Source organism: Halomonas sp. H5, from assembly GCF_050613175.1.
GTDB classification, from domain to species: domain Bacteria; phylum Pseudomonadota; class Gammaproteobacteria; order Pseudomonadales; family Halomonadaceae; genus Bisbaumannia; species Bisbaumannia salifodinae.
On sequence record NZ_CP192510.1, the window covers coordinates 2,198,338 to 2,213,110 of the forward strand.

The window sequence follows — 14,773 nt, forward strand, 5'->3', positions numbered from 1 at the left end:
CGGGGAAGCGCGCCTCCTACCAGGGCAGCGCGGTGGCATAGTGATCGAGCAGCAGCACCCCGAAGACGCCGAGGATATAGCGGATCGAGAACCAGAAGGCGGCCAGGGGCGCCCGGGGGTCCTGGCCACGCCAGACCCGGAAGTTCCACATCATGAAGCGCAGGTTCAGCGCCATCACCCCCACCAGGTAGACGGCCCCGCTCATGCCGATCACGAAGGGCAGCAGGGTCACCACCACCGTCAGCCAGCCATACAGCCAGACCTGCAAGCGGGTAAAGGCCTCGCCATGGGTCACCGGCAGCATGGGCACCCCGGCCCGGGCATACTCGTCGCGCTTGTGAATGGCCAGGGCCCAGAAGTGCGGCGGGGTCCAGGCGAAGATGATCAGCATCAGCAGCAGGGGTTCGGGCCCCAGGCTACCGGTGATCGCGGTCCAGCCCAGCAAGGGGGGCGCCGCCCCCGCCACCCCGCCGATCACGATATTCTGCGGCGTGGCGCGCTTGAGGAAGGCGGTATAGATCAGCGCATAGCCGATCAGCGAGGCCAGGGTCAGCCAGGCGGTCAGGGCATTGACCTGCCACAGCAGCAGGCCGATGCCGGCCACCGAGAGCAGGGTCGCCCAGGCCAGGGCCAGGGGCGTCGGCAGCCGCCGGGTGGCCAGGGGCCGGCGCGCGGTACGCGCCATCAGCGCATCCAGCTTGCGATCCAGCACATGGTTGTAGGCGGCCGCCCCGCCGGCCGCCAGGCCGATCCCCACCAGGCCATGGAACACCGCCAGCGGTGGCGGCAACGCCGGCGTGGCGAGCGCCATGCCCACCAGGGCGCAGACCAGCATCACCAGCACCACCCGCGGCTTGCACAGCGTCAACAGGTCCCGCCACTGCCCGCCAAGGTGGTCGAGGCTCCCGGTCACCATCAGTGCATTACGCATGGGCCACCTCCTCGTGACTCGCTTGCCGTGAGATGCCGACCCGGCTCGCCCGCCAGGCCCCCAACGCCAGCGTCAGCACCAGCGCCAGCGCCCCGGCGGTATGCGCCAGGGCCAGCCCCAGGGGCAGCCACCAGAGCACATTGGCCACCCCCAGGACGAACTGGCCGGCATAGGCCCCCAGGAGCCCCACCAGATACGGGCGCAGGCCGGGCCGGCGCCACTCCCGCCAGGTCAGCAGCAGCAGGCCCAGGCCCAGCGTCAGGGCGCCGAGACGGTGACCAAAGTGAATCGCAGTGCGGGCATCCGCATGCAGCTGGCCATGCAGGTAGTTGGGGCCCACCGTCTGGGTCAGGTGGAAACCTTCGCTCCAGTCGGTGGCGGGCCACCACTGGCCATTGCAGGTCGGAAAGCCCTGACAGGCGATGCCGGCATAGTTACTGGAGACCCAGCCGCCGAGGGCCAGTTGCCCCACCAGCAGCGCGGCCGCCAGCCCCCAGAGCGGCGAGAGCCGCCGGCGGCTCGGAGGGCGGCTCGCCGCGGCCAGTTCCCGCAGCCGCAGGTGCAACCACAGGAAGAGCAGCAGCACCCCGATCCCCCCCAGCAGATGCAGGGTGACCACCTGGGGCCACAGCTTGAGGGTGACGGTGAAGGCGCCGAAGCTCCCCTGTACCAGGATCAGACCCAGCAGGGCCAGGGAAAGGCGCCAGGGATAATCGGCCCGGCGCCGCCAGCGCCAGCCCAGCCCCACCAGGATCAACACCAGCAGCCCCAGGGCCGAAGCCACATAGCGGTGGACCATCTCGACCCAGGCCTTGAAGGCCTCCAGGGGCGCCTCCGGGGTATGGGCGGCGGCGGTGGCACCGTCGGGCACCACCAGGCGACCATAGCAGCCCGGCCAGTCGGGGCAGCCGAGACCGGCATCCACCAAGCGGGTCCAGGCCCCGATCAGGATCACCCCCAGGGTTGCCAGGGTCCCCAGCAGGCTAAGCCACTTGAGCAGGCGGAGTCGGCGTTCGGTCATGGCGCGCCCTCGTGCTGTCGTTGTGATGGCATCCAGCATACGTCGCGACCCGCGTTGAAGGCAGCCGCTCAATTCGACGACGCCCCCCGCTCCGGGTTGACCTTCAGCAGGTGCTGGAGATCATCCATCACGTCCCGCAGCGGCGCGCCGGGAGAATACCCCAGCACCACCTCGCCCTGCGGGGAAAGCAACCAGAGCGCGTCCGGCTCGCCCCAGGCCGGCGGCGAACGCCAACTGGCCAGCCGCTCCCCGGGCAGTGCCGCCTGGCCCGGCATCGTCTCCGCGGCGACGATGCGCAGCCGCTCGAGCCGCGGCGCCTCGCGCCCCAGCGCCCGGTGCAACCGCCACCAGCGATCCGCCTGTGCGGCGCAATCGCCACGGCAGTCGAAGGCCAATACCCAGTGTTCGGATGCCGTCATGGGCTCCTCCAGAGGCCAGTCGGCCAGGGCCGGCAGCTCGGGGGCCAGCTGCCCATGGGCGGTACGCCCCTCGGGGATGCCGACTCGCCAGGTGACCATGGCCCAGGCGCTGAGTAGGGGAGCAGCGAACAGCGCCATCAGTAACAGCAGCTTGAGGCGGGAGTGGCGTGGACGAGTCATCATGGCAGCTCTCCGACGGATGAAGCGGAATCGCCGATCGGCGAGGAAACGCGGGCCCGCCGCCGGCCCCCCAGCAGCATGATGACCAGGGCGGCCAGTGCCAGCCCCCACCATTGCACGGCATAACCGAGGTGGCGGCTGGGGGGCATCACACTGGGGCGCCACCAGGTGGCATAGGCGCCCTCGCCCGTCTCCTGGTGGAGCCAGCCGGCGAAGGCGAAGTCCTCCGGCCAGGCGGCAAGATCGATGCTCTGCAGGCGCCGCCCCTCCCGGTTGGGGCCCAGCAGCAGGCCACCGTCGCCTGCCGCCTGCCAGGTACCGCTCAGGGTCACCCGGCCCTCGGGGCTAACCACCTCGGGGTCGACACGATAGGGCCCGGTGGCCTCGAAGCCCCGCTGCACCAGCCAGCGGCGCCCCTCGGCGTCCACCAGGGGCGTCAGCACCGCCACCCCGACCCGGGCGTCATGCACCCGGTTATCGAGGAACAGGGTCTCCTCGGCGAGAAACTCGCCACTCAGGGTCACTTGGGCCCCCTCCATCGGGGCCTCCTGCGGGTCGACGACCGCCGGGGCCGCCTCGCGGGCCGCCAGATAGGCCATCTTGGCCTCGGCCCGTTGCCACTGCCAGACGCCCAGGACGAGGCCCAGCAGCACCAGCGGGAGCCACAAGGCCCACCATAGCCTCTGCTTGACAGCACGGCGCGGCTTCCTTGAACTGTGATGCATCGATCCCACGGAGTCTCCCATGCTGAAATTCGCCATCGCCCTGGTCTTTCTGATCATGCTGGCCAGCCTCGCCGCCGGCGCCGGCTTCCTGCTGCGCGACGGCGGCGCCTCCCGGCGCCTGCTGATCTCGCTCAAGTTGCGGGTGGCCTGTGCCGTGGTGCTGCTGGCGCTGCTCTTCTATGGCTTCCACTACGGTGGCCTGGCCGGTTAAAAGCCTCGAGCCCCTGCCTAGAAGACATAGACGAACAGGAAGAGCCCCACCCAGACCACGTCCACGAAGTGCCAGTACCAGGCGGCGGCCTCGAAGCCGAAGTGGTCGTCGCCGCTGAAGTGCCCCCGCTGGATGCGCACCAGCATTACCGACAGGATGATGGCCCCCACGGTGACGTGCATCCCGTGGAAGCCGGTCAACAGGAAGAAGAGCCCGCCGTAGATGCCGGCGTCCAGGGTCAGGCCGTAGTGGGCATAGGCCTCGTAGTATTCGAAGCCCTGTACGAGGATAAAGCACACCCCGAGAAAGACGGTGCCCGCCAGCCAGTTGCGGCAGGTACGCCGGTAGCCCTCCTTGAGGGCCTCATGGGCCACGGTCAGAGTGATGCTGGAGGTGACCAGGAACAGGGTATTGACCAGCGGCAGCTGCCAGGGGCTGAGCACGGCATCGGGCCCGGACACCGAAGCGTCCGGCGGGTTGAGCAAGGGCCACTGGGCGCTGAAGTCGGGCCACAGTAGCGCCGCCACCCCCTTGGCCCCCTCCCCATCGAGCCATGGCAGGGCGAAGGTGCGCACATAGAAGAGCGCCCCGAAGAAGGCGGCGAAGAACATCACCTCGGAGAAGATGAACCAGCCCATCCCCCAGCGGAAGGAGCGATCCATCTGCTCGTCATAGAGGCCCTGCCGGGATTCCCGCACCACGTCCCGGAACCACAGCGCCATCACCGTGATCACCGCCAGGATGCCCAGCGCCAGTACCGGACTACCCCGGCCATGCACCATCACCAGGCCGGCGCCGATCATCATCACCCCCAGAGCCAGGGAACCGAGGATCGGCCACTTGCTGGTCGCCGGAACATAGTAGCTACCACCGCTCATGCGTCACCTCCATCGCTAGATCGCATCCAGGGCGTCAGGATCCCGGGGCGTCAGGGCCAGGGCCCCGGGCTCCACCGGATACAGGGTATAGACCAGGGTCACCGTATGGACTTCCGCGGGCAGGTCCCGGGTCAGTTGGAACACCAGCGGCACCTCCAGTCGTTCGCCCGCCGCCAGGCGCTGCTCCTCGAAGCAGAAGCAGCTCACCTTGCGCAGATGGCGATTGGCATTGGAGGGCGAGACGCTGGGCACCGCCCGTCCCCATTGGGGAGTCTCGCTCTGATTGACGAAGGTGAAATCCACCTCCACGACCTGGCCGGGATGCATCCGCAGTTGCCGCTGCGCCACCTCCAGCCGCCAGGGCAGCCCGGAACCGCTGCGGGTCACCAGTTGCACGGTCACATAGCGGGAGTCGTCCACCGCCTCATGCATCAAGGCCTGGGCGCTGGTATCCACCTTGCCGTTGAGCCCGGTGAGGCGGCAGAAGACGTCATAGAGGGGCACCAGGGCGAAGGCAAAGCCGAACATCGCCACCAGGACCACCAGGGTACGGCTCACCGTGCGTTGTACCGGACTCATCGAGACCTCCCGGCGGGATTCCCCGCCGCCTGTTCAGGGGTGGGGCTGAGGGATCACATGGGGCGGCGTCTCGAAGGTGTGCAGCGGCGCCGGGCTGGGCACGCTCCACTCCAGGTCCTGGGCCCCTTCCCAGGCCTTGGCCGGCGCCTTCTCGCCACCGCGCACGCACTTGACGATCACCGCCACGAAGAGCAACTGGGAGAGCCCGAACAGGAAGGCCCCCAGGCTCGACACCAGGTTGAAGTCGGCGAACTGCAAGGCATAGTCGGGAATCCGTCGCGGCATGCCCGCCAGCCCCGAGAAGTGCATGGGAAAGAAGGTCAGGTTGACGCCGATCACCGACAGCCAGAAGTGCCAACGCCCTAGCGCCTCGCTGGGATAGTGGCCGGTCCACTTGGGCAGCCAGTAGTAGGCCCCGGCCATGATCGAGAAGATCGCCCCGGGCACCAGCACATAGTGGAAATGGGCCACCACGAAGTAGGTGTCGTGGTACTGGAAGTCCGCCGGGGCAATGGCCAGCATCAGCCCCGAGAAGCCACCGATGGTAAACAACACCACGAAGGCCAGGGCGAACAACATGGGGGTCTCGAAGGTGATGGAGCCCTGGAACAGGGTAGTGATCCAGTTGAACACCTTCACCCCGGTGGGCACCGCGATCAGCATGGTGGTGTACATGAAGAAGAGCTCGGCCACCAGCGGCAGCCCCACCACGAACATATGGTGCGCCCAGACCAGGAAGGAGAGGATGGCGATGGAGGCGGTGGCATACACCATGGAGGCGTAGCCGAACAGCGGCTTGCGGGCGAAGGTGGGAATGATCGCCGAGACGATGCCGAAGGCCGGCAGGATCATGATGTAGACCTCGGGGTGCCCGAAAAACCAGAACAGGTGCTGGAAGAGCACCGGGTCGCCGCCACCAGCGGCATCGAAGAAGCTGGTGCCGAAGTTGATATCCAGCAGCATCATGGTGATCACCCCGGCCAGCACCGGCATCACCGCGATCAGCAGGAAGGCGGTGATCAGCCAGGTCCAGACGAACAGCGGCATGTCCATCATGCGCATCCCCGGGGCACGCAGATTGAGGATGGTGGCGATGATATTGATCGCCCCCAGGATCGAGCTGATCCCGGCCAGGTGCATGCCGAGGATAAAGAAGGTGGTCGACGGCGGCGCATAGGTGGTGGAGAGCGGCGCATAGAAGGTCCAGCCGAAGTTGGGCCCGCCCCCCGGCATCAGCAGGGTGGAGAGCAGCAGGGTAAAGGCCACCGGCAATAGCCAGAAACTGAAGTTGTTGAGCCGCGGCAGGGCCATGTCCGGGGCCCCGATCTGCAGGGGGATCATCCAGTTGGCCAGGCCGGTGAAGGCCGGCATCACCGCGGCGAAGACCATGATCAGGCCATGCAGGGTGGTCATCTGGTTGAAGAATTCGGGATCGACGAACTGCAGCCCCGGCTGGAACAGCTCCAGGCGCACCACCAGGGCGAAGATGCCGCCGATAAAGAACATGATCAGCGAGAAGATCAGGTAGAGGCTGCCGATCTCCTTGTGATTGGTGGTCAGCAACCAACGCAGGATCCCCTTCGGTGGGGTGGCGTGAGTGTCGGCGGCGAGCCCAGCGCCGCCGGCGCTATGCTCGAAGGGGGGCTTGGGCAGCTTCGATGCCATCGGAGTTCTCCCTGGTTCTTGTCGTGGATCGGCCGGGCGATCGGACCCGATCAGCGGGCCAGTCGCTCGGCGACCTGTGAGGGCTGCACCACATCACCGGTATCATTGCCCCAGGCATTCCGGGTGAAGGTCACCACCGCCGCCAGCTCCACCGGGTTGAGGGTGCTGCGAAAGGCCGGCATGGCGGTGCCGGAGACACCATTGATCACGGTGCTGAGCTGCCACTCCAGATCGTCAAGCAGGCGGGGGTTGCCGGCCAGTGCCGGGAAGGTGGGGGGCATGCCCTGCCCCTCGGCCTGGTGGCAGGAGATGCAAATGGCCCCATAGACCTCTTCACCGCGGGCCATCAGTTCCTCCAGGGCCCAGTCGCGATCCACCCCGAGGGCCTCCTGGGCCGCCTCGTCGCGGCGCTCGGCGAGCCAGCTATCGAACTCTTCCTCCTCCATGGCATGCACCACGACAGGCATAAAGCCATGATCCAGGCCACACAGCTCGGCACACTGGCCGCGATAGATGCCGGGCTCGTTGATGCGCACCCAGTTCTCGTTGACGAAGCCGGGCACGGTATCCTGCTTGACCGCCAGGTCCGGCACCCACCAGGAGTGGATGACATCATCGGAGGTGAACAGGAAACGTACCTTGCGATTGATCGGCAGCACCAGGGGATTGTCCACATCCAGGAGATAGGTCTCGCCGCGCTCTTCCTCGCCGCGGATCTGTGCCCGGGGGGTGCTGAGACTGGAGGTGAAGGCCACCTCCTCCCCCAAGTATTCATAGCGCCAGCGCCACTGCTGGCCGGTCACCATGATATCCAGCTCGGCATCGGAAGCGTCGTACATGCTTTTCAGGGTGGCCGTGGCCGGCACCGCCATGCCGACCAGGATCAGCAACGGCAGCGTGGTCCAGATCACCTCCACCGTGGTGTGCTCGTGGAAATTGGCCGCCTTGGGGTGACGAGAGCGGCGATAGCGGAACAGTGAATAGAACATCACGCCGAAGACCACCAGACCGATCACCACGCAAATCCAGAAGATGATCATATGCAGGGAGTAGATCTCGCGGCTGATGTCGGTGACCCCCAGCGGCATATTCCAGCCATCGGCCTGTACCTGAGCGCTCAGCCCCACCACGCCACTCCCCGACAACCAAGCGAACCTCCTGGACATCGGCGCCTCCTTCGTTGTTATGGGTCCCTGACGAACTATCGCCGGACTCAATATTAGCCAAGTCTGGAAGGAGTATAGGAAAGATCCCGCGGCCGCCCGCCCGGGAGGGCATGGCATCCTAAACGCAGCCATCAACGCAGCACTCAATTGAAAACGCAGCGCCCGCCCCGGCGACTCAGCGGGCGGCCAGTACCGCAACGACGGCCACCAGGATCACCAGCACCCCGGCGGCGAGCAGCCCCACCAGAATAAAGTTGACGGGCCGCCCGCCCTCGAAATCCTGCCGTCGCTGGCGCTCCTTCTGAACGCCGAAGAAGGCCGCCAGCACCGACTTGATGACCTGCCACATCATGGCTTCTCCCCAGTTGCTACCCTCCTAACCTTGACCCAAGGCAAAGAAACCCGTCGGCAAACCATTCAACGCCACTGCCGCGACTATACTAAAAGAGTTTGCCCACGCCTTTCACACACGGAGGTTAGCCCCATGCCCCAAGCCGCACGCTCCACCGCCCCCCTAGCCCCGAGCCAGCCGCTGATGCAGTGGTGGCTCCACCACTGGATGGACGGCTCCACCCCGATGGCGCGCCTGCAGATGGCCTGGATGGCCAGTGCCGGCGAAGCCGTCCAGGCCGAACTGGAGTTTCTCGGCGCCTGCGCCGATATGCAGCAGCGCTGGGCCCACTGCCTCAACCGGGAGGCCGATCCCCAGGCCCTCGGCGAGTGCTACCAGGGGCTGGTTCAGGAGATGGCCGACGCCCAGTTCAAGCGCCTGCACCGGGTCAGCCAACTGCCCGATGACTTTCGCCAGCAGGTCTGGGAAGAGCTGTAAGCCCCGAATTCACTGCGCAACGGGGCGCCCTCTGGGGCGCCCCGTTGCGTTGAAAGACACTCGATCAAGGGGTCAGAGGCCCAGCAGGCGGGCTACCAGTGGCAGGATAAAGGCGGTCAACAACCCGGTCAGGCCCATGGCGAGCCCCGAGAAGGCCCCGGCCAGGGCGCCATACTGAGCGAAGCTATGGGCCGTGCCGAAGCCGTGGGCGGCCAGTCCCATGGCAAAGCCCCGGGTCTCCGGGTCCTCGATACGCAGGGCACGGAAGATCCACGGCGCCAGGGCGCAGCCGATGGAGCCGGTCAATAGCACCAGGCCCGCCGCCAGGGCGGGAATGCCCCCCAGTTGCTCGGCCACCCCCATGGCGATGGGTGAGGTCACCGAGCGCGGCGCCAGGCTCAGTAGCGACTCGCGGCTGGCTCCCAACAGCATGGCGATCCCCAGGGTGGAAGCCACCGCGGTGACGATGCCGGTCAGACACCCCACCAGGATCGGCACCAGGCGCCGCCGGATGCGTTCGCGATGATCATAAAGGGGAATCGCCAGGGCCACGGTGGCCGGCCCCAGCAGGAAGTGAATAAATTGGGCCCCCTCGAAATAGGTGGCGTAATCGATATCCGCCAACAGCAGGAAGGCGATCAACAAGACGATGGCCAGGATCACCGGATGCACCAGGGGCGTTCCCCCCAGCCAGCGGTTGACACGACTGGCCAGCAGGAAGGCCAGCAGGGTCGCCAACAGCGCCAGCAGGGGCTGGCCGGCGAGATAGACCCAGAGGCGGTCGAGGTCGGCAAGCATCATGCCCCCTCCTCGTCCCGGCGGCGACTCAGCCAGGCCATCACCCTGGCGGTCACCGCTAGGGTTATCGCGGTGGAGAGTACCAGGGTCACCAACAGCGGCCAGAGATCGGCACGAATCAGCTCGAAATGCACCATCATGCCCACCCCCGCCGGCACGAACAACAGGGTCAGATGGCGCAGCAGGCCTTCCCCGGTGCGACGCAGCCCCTCGGGCACTCGGCCCAGCACCAGCAGGCCCAGCAGCAACAGCGCCATGCCGATCACCGGCCCCGGTATCGGCAGCGCCAGGCCCCGGGCCAGCAGCTCACCGGCCAGCTGGCAGCCCAGGAGCACACTCATCCCCACGACAATCGGCATGATTCCTCCCTTTCGTCACCGGCCGCCCCCGCAGCCGAACAACAACGAAAAACGCCCGCCTACCGATAGGTGGTAGGCGGGCGTTTCTCTTGGCATTCATGGTCGGAGCGACAGGATTCGAACCTGCGACCTCTGCAACCCCATTCCTTAGACGACATACATTAGCATACGCAAGCAGAAACATAGAGAAAGAAAAAGATCCCTGAATATCAGCCAGTTAATTGATAGCCTGTCGTCTCTCGTTGTTGCCCTATATTGCCTGATATATCCTTCATTTGGAACCCATGGGGAACCCAGGAGAGGGGCGATGGCGAAAAGGACCGAGAAATTGACGAAGCGGGCCCTGGATCGTCTCGCGCAGGAGATGCCCGAAGGCGAGGAAGTCTGGGACACCGAATTGCCAGGCTACCACGTCCGCGGCCGTAAAGGCTGGCTGGCGCTTCGAGTCAGCTATTACAACACCGCCCGCAAGCGCCGAGTACTCACCCTGGGCCGTTACGGCACCCGGACGGCAGCCCAGGCCCGCGAGGAGGCGCGAAAAGCGCTGGCCATCGTGGCCCAAGGCGGCGACCCGCGGGCCGTGCTGGAAGAGGCGCGGGCCGAAGCTGAGCGCCAGCACCAACAGACCCTTCGCGCCTACCTCGAGGGCCCCTATACCGCCTTTCAGAATCGGCGCAAGGATGGGAAAGGGACACTCCGACGCATCGCCCGGGACTTCCCCGACTGGCTCGATAAGCCGATGGGCAGCCTGGCCCGTGCCGATGTAGAGCGCTGGCAGGCCGCTCAGGAGACGGCGAAGAAGCCGAAGGACAAGAAGGAACCGCCACCCAAGCCGCGAGCCTTCGCCACCCTGAAACGCAGCTATGACGCCCTGCAGGCGTTGCTGGCCCACGCTGCTGAGCGGAAGGTGATCCCCGAGCACCCATTGAAGGGCGTCAAGCTCCAGAAACCGGCCTTGTCCGAGGAGGAGCTAGCCGAGCAAGGCACCGAACGGCGCTACCTGGAACCCGAAGAGGTTAAAGCGCTGTTCGCCGGCTTGGAGGCGTACCAGGAGACCAAGCGCGCCCAGCGCCGCAATAGCCGCACACACGGCAAGCCGTACTTGCCCGACCTGGACAGCATCGCTTATGTGGATCACGTCAAGCCGTGGATCCTGGCAATGTTCTATACCGGCTTCCGCCCGGGAGACCTGTTCGGCCTGCGGTGGGAGCACGTAAACCTGAGCTTCGGGACGATCCGCAAGGTGGTCGAGAAGACAGCCCACCACCAGCCCGACCCCATGACCTTCCCCCTCTGCCGGCCGCTGGCGGAGATCCTGCACCGCTGGCACCAGCAGCAGGGGGAGCCAAAAACCGGGCTGGTGTTCCCGTCGCCGGTCAACGGCAAGCGCATGGCACAGACCGCCATGCAACGACCGTGGGCAACCATCCGGGAGCTAGGCGGATTGCCCGAGGGCTTGCAGCTCTACACCCTGCGGCACAATTTCGCCAGTCAGCTCGTTATGGCGGGCGCCGATATCCTGACCGTCTCCAAGCTGATGGCCCACAGCAGTATCGAAACGACCATCCAGTTTTATGCCCACCTCGCGCCCGACCATAAGCGTAGCGCGGTCGACCTGTTCGCCCAGTCGGTGCCCAAAACACCGGCCGAGGCCCCGGAGGACAGTACCCCGGAGGTGATCGCGCATGGATGACGAACTGAAGGCGATTCAAGCCGACCTTGATGGCGTACTCGACCGCCTGGCCGCCTACATGGGCCCCGAGGATGGCGACGAAACCGGCAAAGGCCGGGAAGCAGCCGCCCGTGTGGCACTACATTACGCGCGGGAGCGGGGCCCCCTTGGGAGGTCTGTTCGCACCGCGCGAGATGCGGCGAGCGGTTGTTGGGAGGGCCCAAAGATCCGCCCGGGTGAGAGACTAGCGGAGCTAGGGGAATCCAACACAACCGCCGGGCTAGCCGAACTGGTGGGCGCTATGCGTGCGCTACGGGAATGGCAGTGGCACCGCTTCCCTCTGGAGGAGAAACACACGGCCGCATTGGCCCGGGCTGTCGGCGCCTGGTCGCATAAGCAATGCCAGTTTATCGGGGAAAGCGTCGGGCTCGAGTTGACCCCCAGGCGACGGGTTGACCCCCGGGCCGGGGCTCGGGAAAGGGCCGCCCATGAAGTGTTCGCCCTGCACCAACGGAACCCCGAAGCGTTCCCCCTTTCCCAAGCGCTATTCGAGAAAGTCGGGGGATGGTATGGCATGAGCGCCAGCACCGTGGCCCGAGCCTATTACCGCTGTACCAGCCTTCAGGAGCCCCGCGAACGGGTTAAAGAGAGTCCATCCCGGGGGTTGTCAGAAAACGGCGAAACTTGACAATTACCCGCGCCAACCGGGCCACCATCATAAAACCGGAACACCAAGCAAACTCCGGCTATATGAGGCTCAGCCCATGCCCACCAAGACACAAGACCCCGGTGCCATCCTGCGGGAGGGCCTGACCCGCTACCACAACGGCTTCGATCCTGCCCTAATCGAGTTACCCGAAACCGCCGTATTCCCCGGACTTATCCCCGCCCAGCCGACCACCGCCCGTAAGGCGCGGGTTACCGGTACCCTGTTAGGCCGCCCGGCACCGCGATTCGTCAAGCGCGGCCGGAGCGTCCGCTATCGCCTGAAGGACGTTCTTGATTGGCTGGCCGGTGGCGAGACCTTCGCCAATACCACCGAGGCCAGCCAAGGCCGGGGGGAAATCGCATGATGAATGTCGCCGAATTGACCGGAAGCAAAAAAGTCGTGGCGCGGAGGTTCGAGGATGCCGAAGAGTTCTACCGGCTGTTTTCCCTCGGAGCATCCATCCAGCCGGCCACCTTTGAAACCCTCATGGCGGCCCAGCGAATCAAGGAAGGGTGGCCGCCGGTCAGCCGCATGATGGATGCCCTGGGCGCCGTCCGGAATGCTTCAAAAGCGGAAAGCGCCGAGGCCCTGGGCGTCGTAATCAGGGTCTTGGGTGCTGCCGGTGTCATCCGGCAGGCGCTGGACGCGGGCGCCCGGATCGGCGAGCCCGAAACGAAAACGCCCGGCTCCACCCCGAAGGGCTAAACCGAGCGTTTCGCATGTACTTTCCTGGAATCGTTCAGGCGGAGAGTTTGGCCGACCCGATGCCTTGAGCGTTCCGAAACCCGCGCCAGCACCGGCAACGGGATACCCGAAGCCTACCCCACGCCCGGCAGCCCTTCAACCGTTGGTTGACTCCCTGCCGAGCCTTGGGAGGCCCTCTCCCTAGCCACGCTGGTGCCTTCATACCGGAGGACCGGCAATGTCTCCCATTGCACCCCCCTTCCCTCAGCAGCACCGTCTGCCGGAGGCCCTGCCCCGTGGCCCAGTGGTCCGGGAGGAAGCAGTCCGCATCGCTCCCGCCACCAACGGGCCACACCCCGTTGGCACTCTTTGCCACGAAAAAGTTGATATGCCGCAGGAGAAAGGAGACAGGCTCAGGACCGACCATGACTATCGAGACCTCTACACCACGAAAAGGCTTGCCCGTGCGGAGTTGCGGGCAAGCCTGTTTTTAACACGAAAGAACCCCGCGGCGGGGGCGACGGCGGCATTACGTAATCCTGGGATGATGGGGCTTTCATGGTTGGACGACGGCCCCGCCTTCACCCGTCTGGGGACCCCGCAAAGGCGGGTATTGCGGGGGCTTGTCCGCGGGCCTGTCTCCCCGGAGGCCGTATCCGCTACGTTGTCACCGGATGAGTGGGAAAACCTTATTCACCTACTCCGTACCGTGGCGCTCGCAGTAGAGGAAACCAGTCCACTGGGCTACGTCCTCCCTGAGGATGATGAGCGCGAAAGGCTGCGCCTTATCCTTTCCGTTTCTTCGCTCCATGCGCTTGGGAAGATCCTGCTGGCCGGGAATCCCCTCAACTATTTCGCACTCCGGGCAGGGTCTTCTCCCCATGCCCTGAAGAAGCTGCTGGCCGATATTGAGCCGGGCCAGGGGGCCCGGTTAGTCGTTCTGTTGTTCGAGCGCCTAGCGTTTCACGGCTGCCACATCCCTCCGGTGAGTCTGGGGAGAATCGCGGAATTGGTTTACCAGACAAACCCGCTGGAGCTTACCCAGGAGGCGGGCGGCCGGGAGGCCCTAGCCGACATTTTCGTCTTTTCCGGGCTGGAGCCACCGTGGGAGCGCGAAGCCCGGGAGCGCGAAGCCCGCCAGTTCCTCAAGGTGAAACTAACCGCCCGTTTTTATAACCCGGGAGCCGCTCGTGAAGGTATCGAACGCGCCGAGGGGGTGATCGCCTCGGCCTGGCTGAGCGGACGCAACTATCTTAGGCAAACGCTACCGGCTCGGTGCTTGCCCTTCCTCCCGGCAGTGCTGAGAGGGGATTTTCTGGCCGCACAGATGGTGACGGGGTTCTACAACGTGACAGGGGTAACGCGCCTATGTCTGGAGCTCATGGATACCGGATGTGGAATCCCCGCCTGTCGTGCCCTGCTGCAGGCCGCTTGGTCTGCCGGCAACCCGTACGTGGTACAGGCTGCGGGAGACCCCCACCGCCTAGCTAATCTTCTCTCTTTCGCTGGGCTCCCCCACCCCGAGGGGGACCCGGTGAAGTTGTGGCGCGGTGCCACCCCGGGATTCGCCCGGGGACATTGCTGGACCGATGACTATGACGTTGCCTGTCATTTCGCGTACCGGAGGAGCTCCCCCGGGGATGAGCGACCTATCGTCGTCTCGGCGTGGTTTCCGGCTTCTGAGGTTTATCGACTGCCGGATATCTACACTCCCCAAGTTTCCGGCAGCCATGCTAGGGAGTATGTCGTGGTGTGGCCACCTGAGGAAGTCGAGGAGGTTACCGGGCGGTTTGAGGATAGGGCTTTGAGTGCAGCCCTAGTCGGGCTGAGCGCCTGGGCCAGCCTGCCGGAGAGATTTACTAGCGGCAGGGAAAGGTTAGCGGCATACGCCGAGGAGGACCCGCAAGGAACGCCACCGCCCCCCCAGCGCAAGAGACCATAAGGAAG

General features: G+C 65.6%; 18 protein-coding genes. 7 read left to right on the forward strand and 11 right to left on the reverse strand.

Annotation, left to right across the window (positions count from 1 at the left end; translation table 11 throughout):
- Window positions 1–16: 16 nt before the first annotated feature.
- The 4 genes from cyoE to ACQ1W9_RS10330 form a co-directional block, all read right to left on the reverse strand.
- Window positions 17–931 carry a heme o synthase gene (gene cyoE, locus ACQ1W9_RS10315; RefSeq protein ID WP_431023293.1) on the reverse strand — a complete coding sequence of 305 codons (915 nt, stop codon included), beginning with the start codon at window positions 929–931 and terminating at the stop codon, window positions 17–19.
- Window positions 924–1,952, reverse strand: a complete 1,029-nt coding sequence (locus tag ACQ1W9_RS10320) for a COX15/CtaA family protein (protein WP_431023294.1) — start codon at window positions 1,950–1,952, stop codon at window positions 924–926. Before ACQ1W9_RS10320 ends, cyoE begins: the two co-directional genes overlap by 8 nt.
- Window positions 1,953–2,020: 68 nt before the next feature.
- Complete coding sequence (locus ACQ1W9_RS10325; protein WP_431023295.1) at window positions 2,021–2,554, reverse strand: hypothetical protein; 534 nt, start codon at window positions 2,552–2,554, stop codon at window positions 2,021–2,023.
- Entirely contained in the window at window positions 2,551–3,219 is a 669-nt protein-coding gene (locus ACQ1W9_RS10330) for an SURF1 family protein (protein ID WP_431023296.1), read from the reverse strand. The genes ACQ1W9_RS10325 and ACQ1W9_RS10330 overlap by 4 nt, the downstream gene beginning before the upstream one ends.
- A gap of 76 nt (window positions 3,220–3,295) precedes the next feature.
- Here ACQ1W9_RS10330 and ACQ1W9_RS10335 point away from each other — a divergent pair, with 76 nt between their 5' ends.
- Window positions 3,296–3,487 carry a DUF2909 family protein gene (locus ACQ1W9_RS10335; protein WP_431023297.1) on the forward strand — a complete coding sequence of 64 codons (192 nt, stop codon included), beginning with the start codon at window positions 3,296–3,298 and terminating at the stop codon, window positions 3,485–3,487.
- A gap of 17 nt (window positions 3,488–3,504) precedes the next feature.
- Here ACQ1W9_RS10335 and ACQ1W9_RS10340 read toward each other — a convergent pair whose 3' ends face one another.
- From ACQ1W9_RS10340 to ACQ1W9_RS10360, 5 genes are all read right to left on the reverse strand, one after another.
- A complete protein-coding gene (locus ACQ1W9_RS10340) occupies window positions 3,505–4,365 on the reverse strand; it encodes a cytochrome c oxidase subunit 3 (RefSeq protein WP_431023298.1) in 861 nt (286 codons plus the stop codon).
- Between the two features lie 15 nt (window positions 4,366–4,380).
- Window positions 4,381–4,944 (reverse strand): cytochrome c oxidase assembly protein, encoded by a 564-nt coding sequence (locus ACQ1W9_RS10345; RefSeq protein ID WP_431023299.1) that lies wholly within the window; start codon window positions 4,942–4,944, stop codon window positions 4,381–4,383.
- A gap of 33 nt (window positions 4,945–4,977) precedes the next feature.
- Window positions 4,978–6,609, reverse strand: coding sequence for a cytochrome c oxidase subunit I (gene ctaD, locus ACQ1W9_RS10350; protein ID WP_431023300.1), 1,632 nt, complete (start codon window positions 6,607–6,609; stop codon window positions 4,978–4,980).
- A gap of 50 nt (window positions 6,610–6,659) precedes the next feature.
- Complete coding sequence (coxB, locus tag ACQ1W9_RS10355) at window positions 6,660–7,775, reverse strand: cytochrome c oxidase subunit II (RefSeq protein WP_431023301.1); 1,116 nt, start codon at window positions 7,773–7,775, stop codon at window positions 6,660–6,662.
- Window positions 7,776–7,950: 175 nt separating this feature from the next.
- Window positions 7,951–8,127, reverse strand: a complete 177-nt coding sequence (locus ACQ1W9_RS10360) for a DUF2970 domain-containing protein (RefSeq protein ID WP_431023302.1) — start codon at window positions 8,125–8,127, stop codon at window positions 7,951–7,953.
- Window positions 8,128–8,259: 132 nt separating this feature from the next.
- Between ACQ1W9_RS10360 and ACQ1W9_RS10365 the strand changes: the two genes are divergently transcribed.
- A complete protein-coding gene (locus ACQ1W9_RS10365; RefSeq protein WP_346060470.1) occupies window positions 8,260–8,604 on the forward strand; it encodes a hypothetical protein in 345 nt (114 codons plus the stop codon).
- A gap of 72 nt (window positions 8,605–8,676) precedes the next feature.
- On the opposite strand, the gene ACQ1W9_RS10370 is transcribed toward ACQ1W9_RS10365, so the two are convergent.
- Both ACQ1W9_RS10370 and ACQ1W9_RS10375 read right to left on the reverse strand, forming a co-directional pair.
- Entirely contained in the window at window positions 8,677–9,405 is a 729-nt protein-coding gene (locus ACQ1W9_RS10370) for an LrgB family protein (RefSeq protein WP_431023303.1), read from the reverse strand.
- On the reverse strand, window positions 9,402–9,761 hold the full coding sequence (locus ACQ1W9_RS10375) for a CidA/LrgA family protein (protein WP_431023304.1): 360 nt from the start codon (window positions 9,759–9,761) through the stop codon (window positions 9,402–9,404). The genes ACQ1W9_RS10370 and ACQ1W9_RS10375 overlap by 4 nt, the downstream gene beginning before the upstream one ends.
- Before the next feature lie 307 nt (window positions 9,762–10,068).
- Between ACQ1W9_RS10375 and ACQ1W9_RS10380 the strand changes: the two genes are divergently transcribed.
- From ACQ1W9_RS10380 to ACQ1W9_RS10400, 5 genes are all read left to right on the forward strand, one after another.
- The gene (locus tag ACQ1W9_RS10380) at window positions 10,069–11,454 is read left to right on the forward strand and encodes a tyrosine-type recombinase/integrase (protein WP_431023305.1); all 1,386 of its coding nucleotides are present in this window, start codon (window positions 10,069–10,071) and stop codon (window positions 11,452–11,454) included.
- On the forward strand, window positions 11,447–12,121 hold the full coding sequence (locus ACQ1W9_RS10385) for a hypothetical protein (protein ID WP_431023306.1): 675 nt from the start codon (window positions 11,447–11,449) through the stop codon (window positions 12,119–12,121). The genes ACQ1W9_RS10380 and ACQ1W9_RS10385 overlap by 8 nt, the downstream gene beginning before the upstream one ends.
- A 76-nt stretch (window positions 12,122–12,197) precedes the next feature.
- Window positions 12,198–12,506: a hypothetical protein gene (locus ACQ1W9_RS10390; protein ID WP_431023307.1), complete on the forward strand. Its 309-nt coding sequence runs from the start codon at window positions 12,198–12,200 to the stop codon at window positions 12,504–12,506.
- Entirely contained in the window at window positions 12,503–12,847 is a 345-nt protein-coding gene (locus ACQ1W9_RS10395) for a hypothetical protein (RefSeq protein WP_431023308.1), read from the forward strand. Before ACQ1W9_RS10390 ends, ACQ1W9_RS10395 begins: the two co-directional genes overlap by 4 nt.
- Window positions 12,848–13,214: 367 nt before the next feature.
- Complete coding sequence (locus ACQ1W9_RS10400; RefSeq protein WP_431023309.1) at window positions 13,215–14,768, forward strand: hypothetical protein; 1,554 nt, start codon at window positions 13,215–13,217, stop codon at window positions 14,766–14,768.
- Window positions 14,769–14,773: the final 5 nt, after the last annotated feature.

What these genes read in the sequence shown, in the direction of transcription:
- cyoE (WP_431023293.1), bottom strand. Translation starts at nt 931, where the DNA reads ATGCGTAATGCACTGATGGTGACCGGGAGCCTCGACCACCTTGGCGGG.
- ACQ1W9_RS10320 (WP_431023294.1), bottom strand. Translation starts at nt 1,952, where the DNA reads ATGACCGAACGCCGACTCCGCCTGCTCAAGTGGCTTAGCCTGCTGGGG.
- ACQ1W9_RS10325 (WP_431023295.1), bottom strand. Translation starts at nt 2,554, where the DNA reads ATGATGACTCGTCCACGCCACTCCCGCCTCAAGCTGCTGTTACTGATG.
- ACQ1W9_RS10335 (WP_431023297.1), top strand. Translation starts at nt 3,296, where the DNA reads ATGCTGAAATTCGCCATCGCCCTGGTCTTTCTGATCATGCTGGCCAGC.
- ACQ1W9_RS10340 (WP_431023298.1), bottom strand. Translation starts at nt 4,365, where the DNA reads ATGAGCGGTGGTAGCTACTATGTTCCGGCGACCAGCAAGTGGCCGATC.
- ACQ1W9_RS10345 (WP_431023299.1), bottom strand. Translation starts at nt 4,944, where the DNA reads ATGAGTCCGGTACAACGCACGGTGAGCCGTACCCTGGTGGTCCTGGTG.
- ctaD (WP_431023300.1), bottom strand. Translation starts at nt 6,609, where the DNA reads ATGGCATCGAAGCTGCCCAAGCCCCCCTTCGAGCATAGCGCCGGCGGC.
- coxB (WP_431023301.1), bottom strand. Translation starts at nt 7,775, where the DNA reads ATGTCCAGGAGGTTCGCTTGGTTGTCGGGGAGTGGCGTGGTGGGGCTG.
- ACQ1W9_RS10360 (WP_431023302.1), bottom strand. Translation starts at nt 8,127, where the DNA reads ATGATGTGGCAGGTCATCAAGTCGGTGCTGGCGGCCTTCTTCGGCGTT.
- ACQ1W9_RS10365 (WP_346060470.1), top strand. Translation starts at nt 8,260, where the DNA reads ATGCCCCAAGCCGCACGCTCCACCGCCCCCCTAGCCCCGAGCCAGCCG.
- ACQ1W9_RS10370 (WP_431023303.1), bottom strand. Translation starts at nt 9,405, where the DNA reads ATGATGCTTGCCGACCTCGACCGCCTCTGGGTCTATCTCGCCGGCCAG.
- ACQ1W9_RS10375 (WP_431023304.1), bottom strand. Translation starts at nt 9,761, where the DNA reads ATGCCGATTGTCGTGGGGATGAGTGTGCTCCTGGGCTGCCAGCTGGCC.
- ACQ1W9_RS10380 (WP_431023305.1), top strand. Translation starts at nt 10,069, where the DNA reads ATGGCGAAAAGGACCGAGAAATTGACGAAGCGGGCCCTGGATCGTCTC.
- ACQ1W9_RS10385 (WP_431023306.1), top strand. Translation starts at nt 11,447, where the DNA reads ATGGATGACGAACTGAAGGCGATTCAAGCCGACCTTGATGGCGTACTC.
- ACQ1W9_RS10390 (WP_431023307.1), top strand. Translation starts at nt 12,198, where the DNA reads ATGCCCACCAAGACACAAGACCCCGGTGCCATCCTGCGGGAGGGCCTG.
- ACQ1W9_RS10395 (WP_431023308.1), top strand. Translation starts at nt 12,503, where the DNA reads ATGATGAATGTCGCCGAATTGACCGGAAGCAAAAAAGTCGTGGCGCGG.
- ACQ1W9_RS10400 (WP_431023309.1), top strand. Translation starts at nt 13,215, where the DNA reads ATGCCGCAGGAGAAAGGAGACAGGCTCAGGACCGACCATGACTATCGA.